Annotated in this window: 19 protein-coding genes; 3 read left to right on the forward strand and 16 right to left on the reverse strand. The window is 61.7% G+C overall.

The genetic code is table 11. The annotated features are described in order from the left end of the window. Positions 1 to 5: 5 nt before the first annotated feature. The gene (glf, locus tag J1M43_RS10830; protein WP_206476664.1) at positions 6 to 1,142 is read right to left on the reverse strand and encodes a UDP-galactopyranose mutase; all 1,137 of its coding nucleotides are present in this window, start codon (positions 1,140 to 1,142) and stop codon (positions 6 to 8) included. After that, positions 1,142 to 2,437, reverse strand: coding sequence for a nucleotide sugar dehydrogenase (locus J1M43_RS10835; RefSeq protein WP_206476665.1), 1,296 nt, complete (start codon positions 2,435 to 2,437; stop codon positions 1,142 to 1,144). Before J1M43_RS10835 ends, glf begins: the two co-directional genes overlap by 1 nt. 62 nt (positions 2,438 to 2,499) lie before the next feature. On the opposite strand from J1M43_RS10835, the gene J1M43_RS10840 reads away from it, so the two are divergent. Then, positions 2,500 to 3,648, forward strand: coding sequence for an acyltransferase (locus J1M43_RS10840; protein WP_206493425.1), 1,149 nt, complete (start codon positions 2,500 to 2,502; stop codon positions 3,646 to 3,648). 9 nt (positions 3,649 to 3,657) lie between these two features. Here the strand turns inward: J1M43_RS10840 and wecB are convergent, their stop codons facing one another. Beyond that, positions 3,658 to 4,725: a non-hydrolyzing UDP-N-acetylglucosamine 2-epimerase gene (gene wecB / locus J1M43_RS10845; protein WP_206476667.1), complete on the reverse strand. Its 1,068-nt coding sequence runs from the start codon at positions 4,723 to 4,725 to the stop codon at positions 3,658 to 3,660. 53 nt (positions 4,726 to 4,778) lie between these two features. On the opposite strand from wecB, the gene J1M43_RS10850 reads away from it, so the two are divergent. Together J1M43_RS10850 and J1M43_RS10855 are read left to right on the forward strand one after the other, a co-directional pair. After that, positions 4,779 to 6,140, forward strand: a complete 1,362-nt coding sequence (locus tag J1M43_RS10850) for a glycosyl transferase (protein WP_307823405.1) — start codon at positions 4,779 to 4,781, stop codon at positions 6,138 to 6,140. Then, positions 6,137 to 6,586: a hypothetical protein gene (locus tag J1M43_RS10855; protein ID WP_206476668.1), complete on the forward strand. Its 450-nt coding sequence runs from the start codon at positions 6,137 to 6,139 to the stop codon at positions 6,584 to 6,586. Before J1M43_RS10850 ends, J1M43_RS10855 begins: the two co-directional genes overlap by 4 nt. 81 nt (positions 6,587 to 6,667) lie before the next feature. On the opposite strand, the gene J1M43_RS10860 is transcribed toward J1M43_RS10855, so the two are convergent. The 13 genes from J1M43_RS10860 to J1M43_RS10920 all read right to left on the reverse strand — a co-directional run bounded on the left by J1M43_RS10860 (position 6,668) and on the right by J1M43_RS10920 (position 20,418). Beyond that, a complete protein-coding gene (locus J1M43_RS10860) occupies positions 6,668 to 7,813 on the reverse strand; it encodes a hypothetical protein (RefSeq protein ID WP_206476669.1) in 1,146 nt (381 codons plus the stop codon). Beyond that, a complete protein-coding gene (locus J1M43_RS10865; RefSeq protein WP_206476670.1) occupies positions 7,810 to 8,934 on the reverse strand; it encodes a glycosyltransferase in 1,125 nt (374 codons plus the stop codon). Before J1M43_RS10865 ends, J1M43_RS10860 begins: the two co-directional genes overlap by 4 nt. A gap of 121 nt (positions 8,935 to 9,055) precedes the next feature. Further along, positions 9,056 to 10,840: an ABC transporter ATP-binding protein gene (locus J1M43_RS10870; protein ID WP_206476671.1), complete on the reverse strand. Its 1,785-nt coding sequence runs from the start codon at positions 10,838 to 10,840 to the stop codon at positions 9,056 to 9,058. A 4-nt stretch (positions 10,841 to 10,844) separates the two neighbouring features. Next, complete coding sequence (locus J1M43_RS10875) at positions 10,845 to 11,831, reverse strand: Gfo/Idh/MocA family protein (RefSeq protein ID WP_206476672.1); 987 nt, start codon at positions 11,829 to 11,831, stop codon at positions 10,845 to 10,847. Then, on the reverse strand, positions 11,828 to 12,925 hold the full coding sequence (locus J1M43_RS10880) for a DegT/DnrJ/EryC1/StrS aminotransferase family protein (protein ID WP_206476673.1): 1,098 nt from the start codon (positions 12,923 to 12,925) through the stop codon (positions 11,828 to 11,830). Before J1M43_RS10880 ends, J1M43_RS10875 begins: the two co-directional genes overlap by 4 nt. Continuing rightward, entirely contained in the window at positions 12,922 to 13,515 is a 594-nt protein-coding gene (locus tag J1M43_RS10885; RefSeq protein ID WP_206476674.1) for an acyltransferase, read from the reverse strand. The genes J1M43_RS10880 and J1M43_RS10885 overlap by 4 nt, the downstream gene beginning before the upstream one ends. Before the next feature lie 14 nt (positions 13,516 to 13,529). Then, positions 13,530 to 14,762, reverse strand: coding sequence for a glycosyltransferase family 4 protein (locus J1M43_RS10890; RefSeq protein ID WP_206476675.1), 1,233 nt, complete (start codon positions 14,760 to 14,762; stop codon positions 13,530 to 13,532). After that, the gene (locus J1M43_RS10895) at positions 14,759 to 15,163 is read right to left on the reverse strand and encodes a DUF2304 domain-containing protein (protein WP_206476676.1); all 405 of its coding nucleotides are present in this window, start codon (positions 15,161 to 15,163) and stop codon (positions 14,759 to 14,761) included. Before J1M43_RS10895 ends, J1M43_RS10890 begins: the two co-directional genes overlap by 4 nt. Continuing rightward, the gene (locus J1M43_RS10900) at positions 15,157 to 15,885 is read right to left on the reverse strand and encodes a glycosyltransferase family 2 protein (RefSeq protein WP_206476677.1); all 729 of its coding nucleotides are present in this window, start codon (positions 15,883 to 15,885) and stop codon (positions 15,157 to 15,159) included. The genes J1M43_RS10895 and J1M43_RS10900 overlap by 7 nt, the downstream gene beginning before the upstream one ends. Before the next feature lie 32 nt (positions 15,886 to 15,917). Further along, complete coding sequence (locus tag J1M43_RS10905; protein ID WP_206476678.1) at positions 15,918 to 17,846, reverse strand: DUF6541 family protein; 1,929 nt, start codon at positions 17,844 to 17,846, stop codon at positions 15,918 to 15,920. After that, positions 17,843 to 18,580 (reverse strand): ABC transporter ATP-binding protein, encoded by a 738-nt coding sequence (locus tag J1M43_RS10910; RefSeq protein ID WP_206476679.1) that lies wholly within the window; start codon positions 18,578 to 18,580, stop codon positions 17,843 to 17,845. The genes J1M43_RS10905 and J1M43_RS10910 overlap by 4 nt, the downstream gene beginning before the upstream one ends. Beyond that, complete coding sequence (locus J1M43_RS10915; RefSeq protein WP_241245417.1) at positions 18,577 to 19,443, reverse strand: ABC transporter permease; 867 nt, start codon at positions 19,441 to 19,443, stop codon at positions 18,577 to 18,579. The genes J1M43_RS10910 and J1M43_RS10915 overlap by 4 nt, the downstream gene beginning before the upstream one ends. Before the next feature lie 180 nt (positions 19,444 to 19,623). Then, positions 19,624 to 20,418: a hypothetical protein gene (locus J1M43_RS10920; protein ID WP_206476680.1), complete on the reverse strand. Its 795-nt coding sequence runs from the start codon at positions 20,416 to 20,418 to the stop codon at positions 19,624 to 19,626. Between the last annotated feature and the right edge of the window lie 484 nt (positions 20,419 to 20,902).

Consider the following 20,902-nt stretch of genomic DNA (forward strand, 5'->3'; position numbering starts at 1 on the left):
CGAGTTTAGGCGAGTGTGTTGTTCCACATGGTCAGCGCCGAGCCGATCGCCATATGCATGTCGAGGTACTGGTAGGTACCCAGACGTCCGCCGAAGTGGACGTCCGTCTCACCCTTCTGCAGCTCTCGGTACGCGAGCAGGCCCTCGCGGTCTGCGGGGGTGTTGACCGGGTAGTACGGTTCGTCTGCCTTCTCCGCGAAGCGGGAGAACTCGCGCATGATGACCGTCTTGTCATCCGGATAGACGTCCTTGCGCTCCGGGTGGAAGTGCTTGAACTCGTGGATGCGCGTGAACGGGACGTCCATGTCCGGGTAGTTCATCACGGGCGTGCCCTGGAAGTCGCCGATGTTCAGGACCTCACGCTCGAAGTCGAGGGTTCGCCAGCTGAGCTCGCCCTCGGCGTAGTCGAAGTACCGGTCGACCGGACCGGTGTAGACGATCGGCACCTGCCCGACGAGCGCCTTGCGGTTCAGCGGCTGCGAATCGTCGAAGAAGTCCACATCCAGCTTGACTTCGATGTTCGGGTGATCCGCCATACGCTCCAGCCACGCGGTGTACCCGTCGGTGGGCAGTCCCTCCCACGTGTCGTTGAAGTAGCGGTTGTCGTAGTTGTAGCGCACAGGAAGGCGGGCGACGATGTCGCCGGAGAGCTTGTGCGGATCCGTCTGCCACTGCTTGGCCGTGTAGTCGCGGAAGAAGGCTTCGAACAGCGGGCGACCGACGAGCGCGATGCCCTTCTCCTCGAAGTTCTGCGCGGTCTTGACGTCGAACTCGCCTGCCTGCTCCTTGATGAGCGCACGAGCCTCGTCGGGGGAATACGCCGCCTGGAAGAACTGGTTGATGGTGCCGAGGTTCACCGGCATCGGGTACACGACGCTCTTGTGGTTCGTGTAGACCTTGTGCACGTAATTGGTGAACGTCGTGAAGCGGTTGACGTACTCCCAGACCGTCGCGTTGGAAGTGTGGAACAGGTGCGCACCGTAGCGGTGCACCTCGATCCCGGTCTCAGCGTCTGCCTCGCTGTAGGCGTTGCCGCCGATGTGCGGGCGGCGTTCGATGACGGTGACCTTGCGACCGGCATCCGCGGCACGCTCAGCGATGGTGAGGCCGAAGAAACCAGAGCCTACGACGAGAAGATCCATCAGGCGGCCGTTCCGACGACGATGCGGGGGGTGCCGACCCAGCGGGCCGCGTCGGTGGCGTTGCGGCCGTCGACAAGCAGTTTCACACCGGGCAGTCGGTCGGGGCCGAGGTCGCGGTAGTCGGCGTGGTCGGTCTGCAAGATCGCGAGATCAACGTCACCACCGAGCGCATAGGGCTCGAAGCCGAGTCCGCGCAGTTCCTCGTCGGTGTAGATGGGGTCGTGCACGACGACCTCAGCGCCGCGCTCCTTGAGGGCCTGTACGGTCGGGAAGACGCCGGAGAACGCGGTCTCCTTCACTCCCCCACGGTATGCAGCCCCCAGCACGACGGCCTTCTGCCCCTGGAGCGAGCCGAGGATGCCCTCCGCCTGCGCGACGAGGCGCTCAGGCATCGACGCGTTCAACTGACGGGCGACGCGCACGATGTCGGCATCGGGGTCGGTCGACAGATACAGACGCGGGTAAACCGGGATGCAGTGCCCACCCACCGCGATACCGGGGCGGTGGATATGGCTGTACGGCTGCGAGTTGCACGCCTCGATCACCTTGTAGACGTCGATACCGTTCGCCGCCGCGAACAACCCGAACTGGTTCGCCAGCCCGATGTTCACGTCGCGGTAGGTGGTCTCTGCCAGCTTCGCCATCTCCGACGCCTCGGTCGTCCCGAGATCCCATACGCCGTTCGGGCGGGGCAGGTCGGGACGCTCGTCGAACTGCAACACCGCCTCATAGAACTCCCGAGCCAGACGGTTGCCCTCATCAGACAACGCACCGATCAGCTTCGGGTACTTACGGAGATCCGCGAACACACGCCCGGTCAGCACACGCTCCGGCGAATACGCCAGGTGGAAGTCCTTACCCTCGACGAGACCAGAGCCCTCCTCGAGCATCGGCTTCCAACGATTGCGCGTGGTGCCGACGGGCAGGGTCGTCTCATACGACACGAGGGTGCCAGGAGTGAGATGCTCCGCCAGCGACCTCGTCGCGGCATCCATGTACTTGAAGTCCGGCTCCCACGTCTCGTCGTTCACGAAGACAGGAGCGACGAGCACAACGGCATCTGCGCCGGGGATCGCCTCGGCATAATCGGTCGTCGCACGAAGGCGTCCGGCGGGGATCAGATCAGCCAGACGCTCCTGCAGCTCCGCCTCACCAGGGAACGGCTCAACACCGGAGTTGATGGTGTCGACAGCCCTCTGATTGACATCGACGCCGATCACATCATGACCGGAGGAGGCGAACTGGACGGCGAGGGGAAGCCCGATCTTTCCGAGGGCGACGACAGCAATACGCATGGGTTCTAGTCTACGGGCGCCGTGGGCACTCTTCCTGACAGGCACCGTAAACTGATCTGCCTATGGTCAGCTCGTTACCGAATCCCACGCTACCCCGTCTCGACTCACTGACCGGGTTGCGCTGGTGGGCTGCATTCGCCGTCTTCTTCTTCCATCTGCGTAATTTCGTAGATTTGCCGGCACCAGTCGCAGAGTTCGCAAGATACGGGAACTTCGGCGTTGCATTCTTCTTCATCTTGTCGGGTTTCGTGCTCACGTGGTCGTGGCGTGAGCACACAGGAATCGGCACATTCTACTGGCGACGTTTTGCGCGTATCTACCCGCTTCATCTGGTGACGCTGCTCGTCGCGATCCCTGTGTTCTACAGTTTCAATCCCGACCCGGCGCAGACATGGGTGAAACCGGTCGACTGGGCGATCTTCATCCTGTGCCTTCTGATGCTCCAAGGTTGGTCCCGCGACGCCACCGTGACGTTCGCTGGCAACCCCGCTTCATGGACCCTGACTGTTGAAGCATTCTTCTACGCACTGCATCCGTTCATCACGAAAGTGCTGCGATTGCTCACTGGACGCGGCGCACTCGTCGTCGCAGCTGGAGTCGCGGTCCTGAGCATTGCTGGCCGTGTCACCATGATCGCGAATCCGACCGGCTGGTTCGCTCTACTGCCGTGGCCCGTGCTCCGACTCAATGAGTTTCTCGTCGGTATGTGCCTCGCCTGGGCGTTCCGCACCGGTTGGCGTCTTCGTCTCTCGGTATGGGTGCCAGTGTCTCTGACCCTGGCGTATCTCATCGGAGTCAGCGTTCTCGACCGCTTCGCCCTTACTCGACCCTTGCAGCATGTCATGGCCATGTTCACGAGTGAAGCGCTACTCGTTCTGTTCTCGCTCCTGATCTGCGCGGCGGCCTCCAGCGATCTCCGCGGCGCGAAATCGCTGGCCTTCCGCTCCCGCTTCATCGTGATACTTGGTGAATGGTCATACGCTTTCTACCTGATTCACGCGACCTTGATCTATCTGACGCTGGAGATCATCGGTCACCGCGTGAGCGGTCTGACGGGTCTCCTTTGGCTCGCAGTTCTCTTGGTCGCCTCGATCGCCGCGGCCGGCGCGCTGCACGTGTGGATCGAGCGACCCGTCGAGAGGATCCTGCGTGCATGGCAGAATCGCAAGGTCAATGCGCGCAAAGCCGTGCGCGATGCACGACCAGTTTGACCGTCGGGACTATTTGGCGACGTTGAGCAGGGTCTCGATGACGCGCTCAGCCGCATGCCCATCCCCGTATGGGGCGGCGACAGTGGGCTCAGGACGAGGCCGACTCGCTCCGGCGGCGATCTCCTCAGCAGTATTGGCGAGTACGTTCCAGCCGAGATCGACCGTCTCGACCCACTCGGTTTCAGCCCGCACCGTTGTGCAAGGGATGCCCATGAGGAAAGCTTCCTTCTGCAGTCCACCGGAATCGGTCACGATGCCGGCGGACTGGAGCGCAGCCGCGATCAATTCCGCATATGCCAGCGGTGCATGCGAGACGAGTGAGCCCTGCGTCAACTGCACACCGTGAGCCGCTGCCTTTGCGACGACACGCGGGTGTGCGAGGAGCACCACCGGTTTATCAAGCCCGGCCAGCCCTTCTGCGACCTCTGCTAGCCGGATGGGTTCGTCCGTGTTCTCAGCGCGGTGGATCGTCGCCACATAAAACTCGCGGGCCTTCAGGCCAAGCTCTTCCATGAGCGCTGAGGGCTTGCCCGCGATCTCGTCGCGCACCTCGAACAGAACATCTGTCATCACGTCGCCGACCAAAACGGTGCGCTCGGCGAGCCCTTCGGAAGCAAGATGGTCAACGGCCACCTGCGTGGGAGCGAGCAGTAGGTCGGCAGCGTGATCCGTCATCACGCGGTTGTGTTCCTCGGGCATCCGACGGTTGAAACTGCGTAAGCCCGCTTCAAGATGGGCGACCGGGATCTGCATCTTCACTGCGCTGAGCGCGGCTGCGATTGTGGAATTGGTGTCCCCGTACACCAGCACCCAATCTGGTCGGTGCTCATCGAAGACCGCATCCAGCGCCGCAAGCATGGCACCTGTCTGCACGCCGTGCGAACCGCTACCCACTCCGAGGTGAACAGCAGGCGCACCGATTCCGAGGCCGTCGAAGAACACATCCGAGAGCATGGGGTCGTAGTGCTGGCCGGTGTGCACGATGATGTGCTCGACGCCAGCAGCCAGAGCCGCCTTGTGGATGGGAGCTAGTTTGACGAACTGGGGGCGAGCGCCCACGACACTGGCGATCTTCACGCTGAGAAGTCTACCCGCGGGAGGCTCGAAGACCGTCCGGGTACGATCGAGGGGTGAATATCGAGGTTCCGAGTTCGAACGCTAACGGTGACGATCAGCCGCATCTGCTCTACGTCGCCTGGGGCTACCCGCCTTCGCGCGGCAGCGGCGTCTATCGCGCCTGGGCTACTGCCAATGCTTTCGCTGAGGCCGGCTGGCGGGTGACCGTACTCACAGTTCCGCGTGAGATCTTCGAGATGTCCACGGGCGTCGACCTAAGCCTGGAAGCGAAGATTCACCCGTCGATTCGCATCGTTCGCGTTCCGTTTCGATCCGGAGCGTTCGTGAATGACCTTCGCGATTGGTCACTGCTCCGGGCGCTGGCTCCGGAATTGTGGAACGGGTTTCATGCCCGACGCGGACAGAAGGCGTTCCCAGAACGCAATTATGGAGGGTGGCGCCCGATCTTGGAAGACGCAGCCCGCAAGATCCATGCCCAAACGCCGGTGAGTCTGACCATCGGGACAGCGAATCCGAACGTCGATTTCATTCCTGGGCATGTTCTGCACGACGAGCACAATGTCCCGTACGTCATGGATCACCGCGATGCCTGGTCATTGGACATCTACTCTGGTCGCCGCATCGTAGATCGGCAGAGCAAAGCTGGGAAGTGGGAACATGCGCTGATGCGCAACGCGACAGAGGTATGGTTCGTCAACCAACCGATCCGTGATTGGCATGCAGAGCAGTACCCCGAGTACGCGGATCGACTTCTCGTTGTCGAGAATGGCTACGATCAACCACTCGCACTCCCGCCATTATCCGATCGGGACCGCCCTTCGCTGGTCTTCGGTTATATCGGCACAATCTCCGCCGCGATCCCGATGGCAGAATTGGTCGATGGCTGGGCACTAGCGCGCGAACGGTCGTCGCTCGTTCGTGGCGCTCGCATGGACATACATGGATATCTCAACCATCTCGGTGTCCCCGGCGAGAACATGGTTACTGCGATGTCGCGCTTCGAGGAAAACGGCATCCGCTACCTCGGACCCGTAGGACGGGCAGATATTGCCGCAACTTATGCAACGTTCGATGCGCTCGTTCTGACATTCGGCGCTGGTCGCTACATCACCGGCGGCAAGGTTTATGAATACGCGTCAACTGGTCTCCCTATCGTTTCCGTGCATGATCCGATCAACGAGACCAGCCGGACGCTCTCACAGTATCCGGGGTGGCATGGGGCAGATGAAATGACTCCGGATGCGATCGCAGATGCTTTCGTGGCAACCGCAGAAGATGCCGCAGCTCAGACAGAGACCGAGCGCGAAGCAGCACGGACTTTCGCTACTCGATTCTCTCGCCACGCCCAGTTGGCGCCACGTATCAGCGGGTTGCGTGCTCAAATCAATGAACAGGGCGAGGGACAGACAGTATGAGGATTCTCCTTCTCGCCCCCAGCGGTGCTTTCGCAGAAGCTCTCGCAGCCCTCGCCCTCGGCGAGGATAACCGTCAGGACCAGACCGTCGTTGTCTTTGCAACGTCCACGGACGCTTCCGGTGCCACTCAGGAGATCCGTCTCGGACCGAAGGCCGCACCGTCGAGCGGCCAGCTGGCACGAGCGCTCAACAGCTCTGTCATCGGGCGCAATGCGAAACGACTCAGTCCGCTCGACGGCGGACACCGTTTCGCACGAGTCGCAAGTCGGAGCATGGCTTTCCGCAGTGCTGCCGAGACATCAGACGTGATCATTGGTTTGGAGCGCGATTCGATACTCGCAGCGTGGACCGCGCTGAATCGTTGGGCATCGCCCTACAGCCGAGCCGTGTACGGTCTTGCCCCCGGCGCGGCCGTGCTCGCTTCCATGCGCAGCGCCAGCAATTGACATCCGAAACAAGCTCGGTACGAGTTCACCGCGCGCCGAAAGTCGAACTGTCCGCGGAGGCTATCGAGTTCGCACCACCCGCTAGCACGCGGATAGCTGGGCGAGAATCTGTCGTTCGGTCTCTAGGTCTCTCGCCGACGACAGTTCATATGCCGCCGCGTCCGCGTTCTTCTTGAACCGGGTGATGTCATCTACGCCGATTGCCCGTATCGCCGCGGCGATGTCTGCGGCTGTGTACCCCTCTGTGACTACGCCCAACTGATGGTGTGCGATGAGGCGATCCGTCTCAACGGACGGGCCAAACACCAGTCCCAGTCTGGCCTGTACGAAGTCAAAGAACTTATTGGGAAGCATGTGCCGATGGTTCGGCGTCAACGGAGGCAAGACAAAAACCCCCAGGTCGTAAGCGTTCAGCACGTCAGGGAGTTCGTGCGGCGCGACTGGCGGATGCAAAGTCGTTCGAGGGCTCGCTTCGATCTGACGCATCAATCCTCGCCAATACGAATCGCCCTCACGAGAAGGTATGAGATATAGATCGAGCGTGTACCCATCCCCTAGGAGCTCCACAGCCTCCACGATCGCCTCGATGTTGCGGCCGGGAACCGCTCCCCCGCTGTGTGCGAGACGAACTATCTCAGGGTCGGTCTGAACCGGTTTCAGATCGCGTCGGTAAGCAATCGCATTTCGCACGATCGCCGGCTCAACTCCGAATGCTTCCGTGTACATCGCCGCGATCGAGTCATTAATCGTGGTCGAGACCTCGACTCTGGGTAGGTACACCTCACATATCCAGCGCATAAAAGGAGCCACCAGCAAGCGCCACGAAGAGACATGCGTCCTCTCCTCGGGCGCCCATTCGTGGAGGTCGCACCAGATATGTGGATCACCCTCTATTTTGAAAGCAAGTGGGAGCGCGCGTGCCTCATTGGCCACCACTATGTCAAAGGATCTTCCGGATACAGCCGCGAGCGCGGCTTTCATTGCCGGCGCTTCGAGCTTCACTGCGCGGTAACGACGCAAAACGAGCTTAAGGACTCCGACAGGAGTCTGCGGAAGTGACGGGAGGCTCCGCGGGACCGCGAGGTGATCGAGTGCGGCTGGCGCCTTCGGACCGTACGCGAGCGTGGTGACATCTCCGAACTCGGCAAGCACATCAAGTTGACGAAGAACTCGGGAGTCAGCTGTGATGTCCGAGAACGAAATGCACAGGATGCGCGGACGGGTCACAGTGGTGCTCCTTTGTCAGAACCTGAAATCGGCGCCGGTACACCGAGGAATCCTGCCAGCGCGCGCGCCGAGGCTGTGCCATCGTGAACCGATCGAACGAACTGCGGCCCCTCGGCGGCCTTACGCTGCGCACCGGACGGCTCCGCGATAAGCCGTCGGATCGTGTCACCGACGCCCCCATAGCGGGACTCCACCACAGGGAGTTCGCGCCCGGTGAGTGTGCGTACTCGTTCACGCACCTCGTCGTGCACGTGTCCTACGACAACGCGACCGGCAGCCATCGCTTCGCACGCGGCGACACCGTAATCGCCCAGTCGAAACTGGTCGAGGACGATGTCGGCGTGCTTGTAGGCTTCCAGCATCTGCGAGGACGCAAGGCCCTCCAGCCTCCGGTAGGTAATTAGACCCTCGGATTGCAGATCTTCGAGCTGCTGGTCGACGCTCCTATCACCCTTCATCGGCGAATTACTGGGCACGTACGCCACGACTGGTCGCTCTGAGCGCAACGGTACTTCATCTGTTTGCCAGGCGTCGGCATCGACGACCACAGGCAACCACTGTGCGCGCGGCACTGAAAGCAATCCCGGCGTTGAGACGAATACCGGTAGTTCCGTCTCAGTGATCGTCCGAAGCCGTTCCCGAGCGTTAGTCTCGAGGATCTTCGTCGAATCACGCGGATACTGACCGTTTTCCCCGAACGGCGAGTCAATCTCCCAACGCGCGTGCTCGCTCGGTATGCGTATGTCCGTTCCATGCCAGAGCAGAGCCACCGAGAGCCCCTCCGCCACAGTACTTTTGACAATATCGAGCGGGCTACGGCCCGGAATCGAGCCGTAGAGGTACCTACCGGATTCCAGAAGCACGTGAGTGAATCCTTCGACGATCGCAGCGTGTTGGCGTCGTTGCCATCCGTGCGCGAACACGTAGCCACTCTCGGGAATGCCGACGTTCGTGGGGAAACCAAAACGTGCCGTTTGCGCATTAGTGGTCATCAGGTTGACGGCCCCAACGCCGCTGAGATGATCTTCAGCCGCGCGCGCCCAGCGATACCCCTGCCCTGCAGAGTTGACGGGGCCAACGAAGAGTCGGACTAATCCCGCGGGCGCGTGAGCGACCACCATCGCGTCGGGATTCCACCCCAAGCTTCCAGGGAGGACGCGCCCAAGCAATCGGTCTGGAACGATGCCCAGAGCGCTCCGAGCGGACTGGATCAGGCGTTGTCTCGCAGACATCATGTCCCTATCATGCGAGCCCCGCAAGCCTCGCTTGCGCGGCGAACTCAGGACTCGCGTTCACGACTTCTTCGAACGTCCCATGTGCGGCAGTTGTCCCGTCCTGCATGAACAGGATCACGTCTGAATCTTTGATCGTGCTCAAGCGGTGAGCTACCGCGATCACTGTGACATCCCCACGAAGCTCGCGGATTGCCGCTGCGACGTCTGCTTCGGTCTTCGTGTCGAGGGCGCTCGTGGCCTCGTCGAGGACCAGCACGACGGGGTTGCTGTACAGCGCCCGAGCAATACCCAACCGTTGACGCTGTCCGCCAGAGAGCGAGAGGCCCCGTTCGCCGACACGAGCGTTCAACCCGTCCGCTCGTTGCTCGATCAGTTGCCAGAGCTGCGCCCGACGTGCGGCCTCTTCGACCCTGGCAAGATCAACGTCATCGCCCCAAGTCAGCGCTATGTTCTGTGCGATCGTGCCGTCGAAGAGGGTGACTTCCTGGGGAACGTAGCCGACGTGGCTGCGCCAGGCCCCCATCACCTCTTCAACGGGAAGTCCATCGATACGAATTGCACCGCTGGTCGGCGTCAGTAGGCCGAGAAGCAGATCGACCAACGTGGACTTACCCGCTCCGGATGAGCCCGCGATCCCGACCGTCGATCCCATCGGGATTCTGAGATTCATCCCATGCACGGCGGGCACATCACTACCAGGGAAGGTGAACGCTACCTCGTCCAGCTCCAGAAGACTGGGTTCTCCCGGGAGCGGCTTCTTACCCAGCACTTCTCGGTCGGCAAGGAATTTCTTAGACGCCTCGATATCGCTGATCACGAGGTCGACATAGGGGGCCGCCGTGACTGTCCGCGTGATCACCGATTGGAAACCGGTCAACGATGGCACCAGTCGGAATCCGGCTATGCCGAACATGGCGACCGCCGAGATCGTGCTGCTCATATCGCCACCAGAACTCAGCATCGCGGCTCCGCCGACGATGACGAAACCACCGATGATGGCTGCATCAAAGATGAAACGCGGCACTGCCGCTAGGAAGCTGGAGTTCGCCCGCGCTTGGGCGGTCTGCCTTCGGTTTCGTCTGATGACTTCGCTGACCTCGTCAGCCTTATCACGGAGCGTGATCTCTTTGAGAGACGCCACCATACCCGAAATGAGCGCAGCGACTCGCAGAGCCGAGTTCCGCGCGACGCGGGCCGCTTGGCGTGTCTTGCCGCTCAGCACGAAGTACTGCAGCAGCGCTATCCCGCCTAGGTAGACGATCGTCACAAGAGCCGTTACGGGTTGAGTTACAACGAGAACCCCTACGACTCCGACGCAAGTGACCAGAAGTCCCGGAAGAGTCGTGACTGGCAGGAGGAAGCCCGCAACGACATGCGCGATACCACTGTCAGACATTGCGACGATCTGCGCACTGTTACGCGATAGCCGGTCGGTCCAAGAAGCACGGATATACGCTCCGAACAACTCCTGCCCTACTTCAAGTTCGTAAGATGCAAAGCGACGCGTCGCGATCCACTGCAGCCATACATTCGCCGCGGACTTGAGGATGACGATCGCAGCGAGTATCAAGATGACCCAGAGGATCTGATCCGCGGCGAGGACGCCAAGTACCGGAAGGTTGACGTCATTTCCGGTGACGCTGGCCGCGAGTGTGAGTGCCATCAGCATCAGAGCGACGATATCGATGAGCGACAGTACGGACGAGATCAGTGCATAGACAAGCAGGAACCGCCGCCCGGATGCGGGCAGAAACGGCATCAGCCGTCGAAGTGTGCGAACGATTAGGTTCATAGGATCAGAGCGTGACGGACGCGCCGTCCCGCGCGGACTCCAGTGCAGCTTCGACAACGGTGAGGGTCCGCTGCCCCTGCTCCATGGTGACGACGTCCGTCTGCTCACCGAGCACGGCATCGCGGAACGCCTCGTGCTCGACGCGCAACGGCTCACGCTTGGCGATTGCGTATCGCGTAACATCTCCCTCGGACACGCCTCGGAACGCGGACACGGAATCCCACTCGAGTGCGATGGTTCCGTTCGCGTAGAAGGTCAGGTCGCCAGTGGCTGTGTCGGCGACGAACGCGCCCTTCTCGCCCGTGACGACAGTGACCCGCTCTTTCATCGGACTCAGCCAGTTGACGATGTTGTTCACGATCACGCCTGACTTGGTGCGCCCGGTGATCGTGATCATGTCTTCGTACTCGCGCCCGCTCTTGAACGCCGTCTGTGCGAAAACGCGCTCGTAGTCGCTCTGCACGACCCACGCCGTGAGGTCGACGTCGTGCGACGCGAGGTCTTTTGCAACACCCACGTCAGCGATGCGCGAGGGGAAGGTTCCCTGCCTGCGGGTGGCAACCTGGTAGATGGCGCCTAGTTCGCCCGCCTCGATGCGGCGCCGTGCTTCTTGCAGTGCAGGGTTGAAACGCTCGATATGCCCGACCGCACCGACGAGACCGGCCTGCCGGAATGCGTCGACCATCCGCTGTCCGGCCTCGACGCTGTGCGCGATCGGCTTCTCCACGAGAGTATGCACGCCCGCCGCCGCCAGCTTCAAAGCGGCGTCTTCATGGAAACGGGTCGGCACCGCGACCACAGCGGTGTCGATGCCTGCGGCGATAAGCGCCTCGATGTCGGGAAGGATCTCCAGGTCGCCCGCAACACCGTGTGGGTCGCCACCAGGATCAGCTATAGCGACAAGGTCAACGCCATCGAGTTCACGCAGCACACGTGCGTGGTGACGGCCCATCATTCCCACTCCAAGGAGACCAGCGCGCAACGTCATCACGCGCCCGCCTTCGTGACAGCGTTGACTGCGGTGACGATGCGATCGAGGTCGTCCTGGCTGAGAGACGGGTGCACGGGAAGCGAGGCCACTTCGCGGGCTGCACGCTCTGTCTCAGGAAGGTCCAGCCCCGGCGCATAGCGAGCGAGCGACGGCAGACGATGATTTGGAATCGGGTAGTAGACGCCCGCTCCGACGTTGTGCTCGCTCTTGAGGGCAGCGACGAATCCGTCGCGGTCCTCAGGCACACGGATCGTGTATTGGTGGTAGACGTGCACGGCGCCCTCGGCGACGGGCGGAACGACTACCCCCCGCAGGTTGGCATCAAGGAAAGCAGCGTTCTGCTGACGCTTCACGGTCCACGCATCGACCTTGGTCAGCTGCACGCGGCCGATAGCGGCGTGAATGTCAGTCATCCGAGCGTTGAAGCCGACGACCTCATTCTCGTACTGACGCTCCATACCCTGGTTACGCAGCAGCCTCACGCGACGAGCGATCTCATCTGTCGCCGTCGTCACCATCCCGCCCTCACCGCTGGTCATGTTCTTCGTCGGGTACAGACTGAACATCGCGAACTCACCGAACGAGCCGACCGGACGACCGTCGAGAGCGGCGCCGTGCGCCTGGGCTGCGTCCTCGTACAGCGCGACACCGCGGGCCGCCGCGAGAGCTGCCAGCTCGCGCATCCGCGCGGGGTGACCGTAAAGGTGCACGGGCAGGATGCCCTTGGTCTTAGGCGTGATTGCCGCCGCGACAGCCTCTGGATCGAGAGAGAACGTCTCGGGTTCAATGTCCACGAACACCGGCGTCGCACCGGCAAGTGCGACCGAGTTGCCCGTTGCCGCGAACGTGAACGAAGGCACGATGACCTCATCGCCGGCGCCGACACCTGCCGCCAGTAATCCGAGGTGCAGGCCGGCGGTGCCGGAATTCACCGCGACCGAGGGCCGCCCTGGCACGAAGTGCTCTGAGAACTCTTGCTCGAAGGCAGCAACCTCCGGTCCCTGCGCGACCATACCGCTTCGCATCACACGATCAACAGCCGCGCGCTCTTCATCTCCGATGATCGGCTTTGCGGGGGGAATGAAATCGCTCACACGGTCTCCTTGGTCAGTATTCCGTTGGTTTCTGTGTAGCGTGCGCCGCTGCTCGGACACACCCACACCCCATCGACGTCTCCGGCGGTCAGAGGCACACCGGATTCACCCACCCAGCCGATGCGCCGTGCCGGAACGCCGGCGACCAACGCAAAAGCAGGGACGTCCTTCACCACGACAGCGCCAGCCGCGACAGTCGCCCATGCGCCGATGGTGACGGGCGCGACACACGTAGCTCGTGCGCCGATTGCCGCCCCTCGTTCGATCGTCACGCCGACAGGCTCCCAGTCGTGCGCGCTCTTCTGCGAGCCATCCTCGTTGATCGCCCGCGGATATGTGTCATTGGTTAGCACAACAGCCGGGCCGATGAATACACCGTCTGCGAGCTTCGCCGGCTCGTATACGAGCGCATAGTTCTGCACCTTGCAGTTGTCGCCCATGATGACGCCTGTCCCGACATAAGCGCCGCGGCCAACGATGCAGTTCTCGCCGAGCTGCGCGCCCTCCCGCACCTGGGCCAGGTGCCAGATCGAGGAGCCATCCCCGATGGAGGCCTGAGGCGACACATCCGCGGAATCGACGATGCGCACTGAGGAGTTCGAAGTCAAGAAATCGGCCTTTCCGGATTCGCCGGAGTGCTCTCGGCAATGGGTCCAAGCTTACTCGCCCCCGCTGGCAGCACCTGAGAGATCGCCGCCGTCACGCGGTCCGCTACGGCGGCCAACGAGACATTGTCGTGCGCCCACTGCGCGCGTTTGGGGCGGAGCCGGTCGCGAGTGCCATCGGCTGCATCCGCCAGCAGTGACCGCATGCCCTCGGCAACATCGTCCGACGTAAAGTCGACTGTGCGCCCAAGATCTGCGTCCCGCACCAGATTTGCTCCAGGCTCCGGGCCCGCAAACAGTACCGGGGTGCCCGTGGCGGCAGCCGCATAGGTCTTCGTCGGCTTGGCAAAGTCGTAGCCGATGCCGGGAACGATACTCACGAGTGAGGCAACTGCGCCGCGGATCCACGATGCGGATTCGGCGGGGCTGATCACTCCCCCGAACGTGACCCGGCCTGGCACCAGATCCTCAGCGATACGACGGAGCTCAGCTTCCACAGAACCTTGCCCGAAGAATCGCAGCTGCACGTCCGGTTCGTCCGCCGCTATCTGCGCGAATGCGCGCACGAACACCTCCGGTTGCTGCCATTCCGACATGGTTCCGGTGTATACGAAGTAGCGCCCTTCGGAAGCAGGGGTGACATCGGGCGAAAAGACATCCGTGTCGATCCCGTTTCCCACTGTGGTGATCTTCAACGGATCAGCGTCAAGAGCTACGAGGCGCTCAGTGACCTCATCAGAGACCGAGATGATCGCCGCTGCATGCCGCAACACCGCACGCTCCATGAAACGCATGATCGACACCACGGCGTGCGGCGCGCCCATCGAGATCACGCCGTCCGTCCATACATCGCCCGCGTAGTACACGACTGGGCGACGCTTCAACCAGGAGACAACGCCGACCACGAGGCCCGTGGTCGGCGGCGACTCAGCCACGACCACGTCATAGCGCGTCGGAATCAATCGGAGCAGCAATGGCGCATCGTAGCTGGCGTACTGCACATAACCACGCACATTGTCGCCAGCATCACGCAGCACCGGCCAGCGACGCACATCGACCGCTCGCGCGTCTGGCGCCCTCGGAGCATGAACCGGCGGTGTCGTGGTGAGGATGCGCACGGCAGCGCGATGACGCACGAGCGACTTCGCGAGCGCGCCCAGGCGGAAAGCCCCCGCACTGACTTCCGGCGGAAAAAGTCGTGACGCAATCAGCACCCGCGTCGGACGACTCATTCCTCTCCCCCGTTGTTCGGGTCGTCGGGTGTCGCCAAGTTGGTGTGCACCAGTTGCTCCAGCTCTTCGATGCGGTGCTCATGGAAGGCTGCACGTTCCGCCAGCGCACGCATCTTCTCCTCGATACGAGTGAGTTCTGCTCCGTACTGCAGGCTGACGAGAAACAACAGCCCGATCGCAACGAAGAACACCAGGTTGACGGGTACCGCGATGCCCACGAGGCTGGCCGCCCACGCCAGTGTCTGAGGGAAGACAGCAATAACGAGGGCCAAGATACCGCCGATGAACCACCAGACCGCATGGCGTTCACGAAGCGTCCCTCTTCGCATCAATTCTATGATCGCCACGAGTGCCAGGACAGCTGCGACGATACCGAACGAATAGGTGATCGGAGTCAGCATTCGGCCTCCAGCGGAGTCCGCGGACGGAGCATCGCAAGCGAGAATGCCAAGCATGCACGGACCAGATACACGGCCGCTTTCAGCGGGTGGTGCGATGGCGCGCCGCCTTGGCGCACACGCATGGCCACTGGCGACTGCCGGATCCGGAGTCCGGCGCGCGCTCCGATGACCAAAGCCTCGACGGTGTCGCCGAGATACTCCGCCGGAAAATTGTCCGCGAACAGAGTGATAGCGCGCGGGCCCGCTGCTTTGAAGCCGCTGGTAACGTCGGTGAGCTGCGTCCTTGCAACTCTGCTCAATGCCCAGGCAAGCACGCGCATCGCCCACCGTCGAGGACCACGCACACCGTAGTCACCGACACCAGCGAAACGCGCACCGATCACGAGATCGGCATCTGCCAGCCCGTCCAGCAACTGACGAATCGCTGCGGGGTCGTGTTGTCCGTCGGCATCGACCTGGACCACGATGCCGAAACCATTCTCTTTGGCGAACCGGAATCCGGTCCTCATGGCACCGCCGACGCCGAGGTTGTATGGAAGCCGCAACACTTGGGCTCCCGCCTCTACGGCACGTTGCCCGGTGCGATCTCGTGATCCGTCGTCGATCACGACACACCGCGCAGAAGGCACAGCGGCGCGCACGTCACGGACAACGTCCGCGACGGAATCCTCTTCGTTCAGCGCCGGTATGACGACGAGAACGGACTGATCAACTGGACGCATCGTCTGTGATCTTACCGACGACGCGTGCGCCGCTACTGAGCGCACGCCGTGATCCGCCAGAGCGATACGTCACCTTCTTCGGCAACTAGCTCGAAACCATCTTGTCCGGCGAAACCAGTCATACCGGGCATCGTGTATCGTCCCGGGCCCTTTTCGCCAAGGCCGAAGTCAAGTACGTAGTCGGCATCGCCGTAAATAGCGAGCGCCTCGCATACCTCCGGCTGGGTCGCCGCATCGCGAAGGTCCGCCGACAGAACGTTCCATGGTTCGGTCTTCGGCGGTGACCACGTACGTGGGTAAACGTCGATGCCACTCAAGAAATACCCGAATCCTGTCCCCGTGGACGGATTCCCGAGGACTCGCGCATCCGCCGCAACCAGCTCGTCCAACGATTCGAGGAGGGCGCGCTCGTCCGGGTTCAAGTAGGCATCAGCGGCAGCGACATATCGCGACTCACGATCGAAGGACCCCTCGATCACTGCGGGCATGGCGACTGGCCGAATGAATACGAGCAGAACCATGAAGACGGTGACCGCTGCTAGTGACATAGCAACTGTTGGGCCATCGTCCACGGATCGTCGTGCCCAACGAGCTACGGAGCGCACTATCGCATCCGCTCCGATAGCTGCCAACGGAATCGCAACGATCGGCGCCAAGGATGCGATTCGATAGGGATCCGCATACCACGCCCCGAGAATGCCGTTGCGCACCAGCGGAGCGCCGATCGCGGCCACCATCAGATACAAAGCAGAGACACCGAGCCATGCCAACGCAAACCAGCGCAGCCGCCGTTGACGGATGGCGACGACGAGGCCGATGATCATCAACGCGCTGACTCCGAACGCGAATGGGACGAGAACCTGACCGTTGAGGATCACGTCCAGGAAGACCTCGAGTTTGCCGCGGAACGGTGGCCAATGCGATCCACTAGTCGAGCGTGCGAGATACAGCCACACCGCGATCAACGCCAGCCAAGTGGCGACGACCATCGTGATCACGCGAGCACGTCCGAATGCCGCAGTTCGCTCGAAAAGCCAGAACGTCAGCCAGACCGCGCTGATCGCAGCCCACGGCAGAAACGCTGCCGGCTGGGCGAGAAGCAACGCGGCCATCGCCACAAGGATCAGCAGGCCATCGCGCACACCGACGCGCCATGTCCATGAGGCACCGGCCCATCCCGGCAGCGACAGGACCAATGCGACAGCACTAGGCACCAGCGCGATGGAGAGAGCGTTTGGAAACAACACTCCCCACTGAAACATGAGCAAGGGGAAGGTTTGCAACGCGCTCGAAAGTATCGCCGCGTAGCACGCGACAGCATCACTGCTCGTCACCACGCGCGTGAGCCACGCGATGCCGAGCGGCCAGATGAAGGCACCGACGACCAGCGTGAAGATATTGGCCGCAATCGGAATGCTCGTACCAGTGACCAGGACGATCAGGGACACGACGCCGTGCCAGGCGGCCGGATAGAAGCTGTGCCCGCCGATGACCGCATTCACATGCAAGGACGATGCATCCGCGGTCTCGAGAATGTAACGCACAGCGTTCATATGGAACACGGCGTCGTTCGTCTGCGAGATACCTGTCGGTTCAGAAATATAACTGGCGAGTCGCCAGATGCCGATCAGAATGCCGATCAACAGCGCTGTGGGGAGTATCCACCGTCGCTCCGCCGATGCCGCTGCCGGAAGCTGATACCCCAGCAGTCGGCTGAGCACCCATGTGATCGCGACCAGGATGAGAGTCCCGATTCCCCATGTCAGGGGCGACCAGGCGATACCAACGGCACCGCAAGCAAGCGCGATGAGCGCTGTCGTCGAAACGCTGAACAAAGGCGCCGCGGCCACGAGAGGAAGACCGCGCAGTCCTACCGAAGCGAGCGCAAGAGAACCGGGGACGAATGTAACGAACAACGCCAGCAACAGCACCGGCGCCTGCATCAGCCAGTCGAGGATCACTTATCCACCAATGCGATCGCGCCTTCAATCTCGCCGTCGTAGATGACTTTGCCCTTGTTGATCACCACTCCCCTGACGGAGAGCTCGCGAACCATCTCCATGTCATGCGTCACGACCACAAGAGTCTTGCCCTGGTCAATGAGCTCCTCGAACTTGAGACGGCACTTCTCACGGAACGGGGCATCCCCTACGGAGAGGATCTCATCGACGAGCAGCACGTCGAGTTCGACGTGGATCGCCACAGAGAAAGCGAGACGCATGAACATTCCGGAGGAGTAGTGCTTGACCTCTTGGTCGATAAACTGCTCGATTTCGCTGAAGGCGACGATCTCGTCGTAGCGCGCCTCGATTTCGTGTTTCTTCATGCCGAGAATGGCAGCGTTCAGAAAGACGTTCTCACGACCGGTCAGTTCAGGGTGGAATCCAGCACCAACCTCGATTAGACCGGCGACTCGGCCGCGAGTGAGAACCTGGCCAATATCCGGCTCCATGACACCGGAAATAAGCTTGAGTAGAGTTGATTTTCCCGAGCCGTTCAGTCCCAGAATGGCAACGGATTCTCCCTCCCCGATGATGAGGTCGACACCCTTCAGAGCTTCAAATTCGCTCGTGAGCTTGCGGCGCTTGATCCATGACACCACCGTGTCCTTCAGCGAGAAGGCATGATTCAACGTGAAGCGTTTCTTCACGCCGTCGATGATGATGCTCGGTCTGGTGCTCGTCTGCTCGTTCATAGGTCTTGTGCGAATCTTCCTTCAAGGCGACGGAATACCAGCTGACCCAGCAGCAGAACGACCAGCGCGATGAGGAACGTCCACAGGGTGTTCCACGCGAGTCCGGGCGGAATAGCCATCATCTGGTATCCGTCGTAACCAGCGGCCGCGACCATCCCCTCGGTGGCAGGTCGCCAGAACGCATAGTGAAACAGCTCGACACCCTGCGTGAGCGGGTTGAGCATGTAGATCTCGACAATCCAGCTCGGCAGGTGCAGCTTGTCGACCACCGCTTCTTGCACCATCGTCCAGGAGTAGAGCACTGGCGAAGTCCACGTCGCGAGAAGCAAGAACAGTTCCACGATGTTCTCAGCGTCGCGATAGCGCACGTTGATCGCACCGAAGAACAGGCCCAGGCCGAGTGAGAAGATCAAGACGATCACCATAGCGGCGAAGATCGCCAGCACGGCAGCGATCGAGATATGCAGAATCCACCCCATGAAAAGGCAGACGAGCAACAGCAATCCCACCTGCGGTAGGAAATGCACGAAGGAGACAATCACCGCCGACACCGCGAACAACTGCCTTGGGAGGAAGACTTTCCGCACCAACGGCGCGTTGCCGACGATCGATGTCGTCGCGTTTTTGAAACCCTCGGAAAAGAGGTTGACCACGACAATGCCGGAAAAAAGATAGACCGCATAGTTCGGCACCTCGCGGTCGAGATTCATGAATATCCCGAGCACGACCCAGAACACGAGGAACTGGGCTGCGGGGCGCACGTAAGACCAGGTCCAGCCAAGCACGGAGTTTCGGTAACGCGTCGTCACCCCGGTGCGCACCAGGAGCGTCAGCAAGTACCGCCAGCGCACGACATCGACCATCCCATGGCTTTTGCCGGGAGTGTCGAAATCGGAACGCGGGACGTCGTTGAAAAGATCTCGGGTATCAGCCACGGGCCCACTCATTCGGTGCGCAGTGACCGAAGCCACCGCGGGAACATCCACATTCTATGGCAGGGAGCACGAGCGTCAGCTGATCGGAAGACAGCGCCGCAGCATTCATCATCTCAAGGCCTCCACCCCGAGTCGCTGGCTCAGCCAGTTCGAGAATGAATCGACTGACCCGGGCGCCCAGATGGTCGGATCCGCTGACGCGGCGACGGTCTCGTCACCGCGGAGCCGCTCCAGCCGCCGCACTGTCTCCGCCACATCGCGAACGCGATCGCCGAATACATCGCCGATGACGTTCTCAGCGAAGCTGCTGTCCCGCGCGATGACGCAGCATCCGAATGCGCGCGCTTCGAAGAGCACAGTGCTGGCCTCGCCGATCACCACCGCAGACTGCTTGAGCGATTCGTAGACATCGGGGGCACGGTCGATGAGCACGCCAGCGTCGGCGGCGAGCAGGGGGTAACGTTCCTCGGTCTCAGCTAACTCACCAGGATGCGGGCGAAATACGACCGACCACTCTGAGCCAACCGCCGCACGAAGCCCGACCACGAAGGCGTCTGTCCGTTGTGGTTCAGTTCGCGAGGAGACCACGAGCAACTGACGGGGTCGCATCGACGGCACGGAGGCCGCTTGCCGCTCCAGGTGAGGCTTCCCGATGACCGTTGTCTTCCCAGGATGCCGGATCGAGTTTGACCAATATGACCCGAAGGTCAGCAACTCATCAGGAAGCGCGCGCCTCAGAGACGGATCCGCGAAGATACGACCATAGTTATAGGCGGCATGCGACGGTCCGATCCAGCCATGCTGCGGTTCCACAACGTACGCGCCATGGTCTTTCATCAAACCGATGGACTCGCCGTTGTACGTGTACGAGCCGTTGTCGTAGACGACGATCTTCGGCTTCATTCGTTCGAGCATTCGCTGAAGTTCTTCAAGCAGGAACGGTCGAAGCGCCTCGTTGACGACCGCTCGCTTGCCGATCGCTGCGAATGCCTCAGGCGGCTGGTTCAGACGTCGCGCGAACGCAGCAAGCAATCGATCGGCCGAACGAGTGAACTCCGGCGCGGGGCCCTTTCCCCGAGCTCGCCAGCGAGAGCGCGCGACCGAGGCTTCCATACTCATCGTGGGTCGGAACATCGGTCGCCCCATCGAAGACGGAAGCGGGCGCAGCTGCACAACAATCCCATCTTCGGAGGCGTCGGCGAAGTCATCGACCAGCCAGTTTCGAACTCGTGCTCCGTCGCGCACGAGAGTGCCACCCGCGACGTAGAAACACAGTTCATGATGCCTCGCCCTGCGCACGGCATCCCATCGACTGGGCAGGTACCCGCGCGCGACACGCTTGGCTTCACTCCATCGGTTCCAGGTGCTCACCCTGGCGACCTCGACA

This window comes from Microbacterium sp. KRD172, from assembly GCF_017168295.1.
Taxonomy (GTDB): Bacteria; Actinomycetota; Actinomycetes; order Actinomycetales; family Microbacteriaceae; genus Microbacterium; species Microbacterium profundi.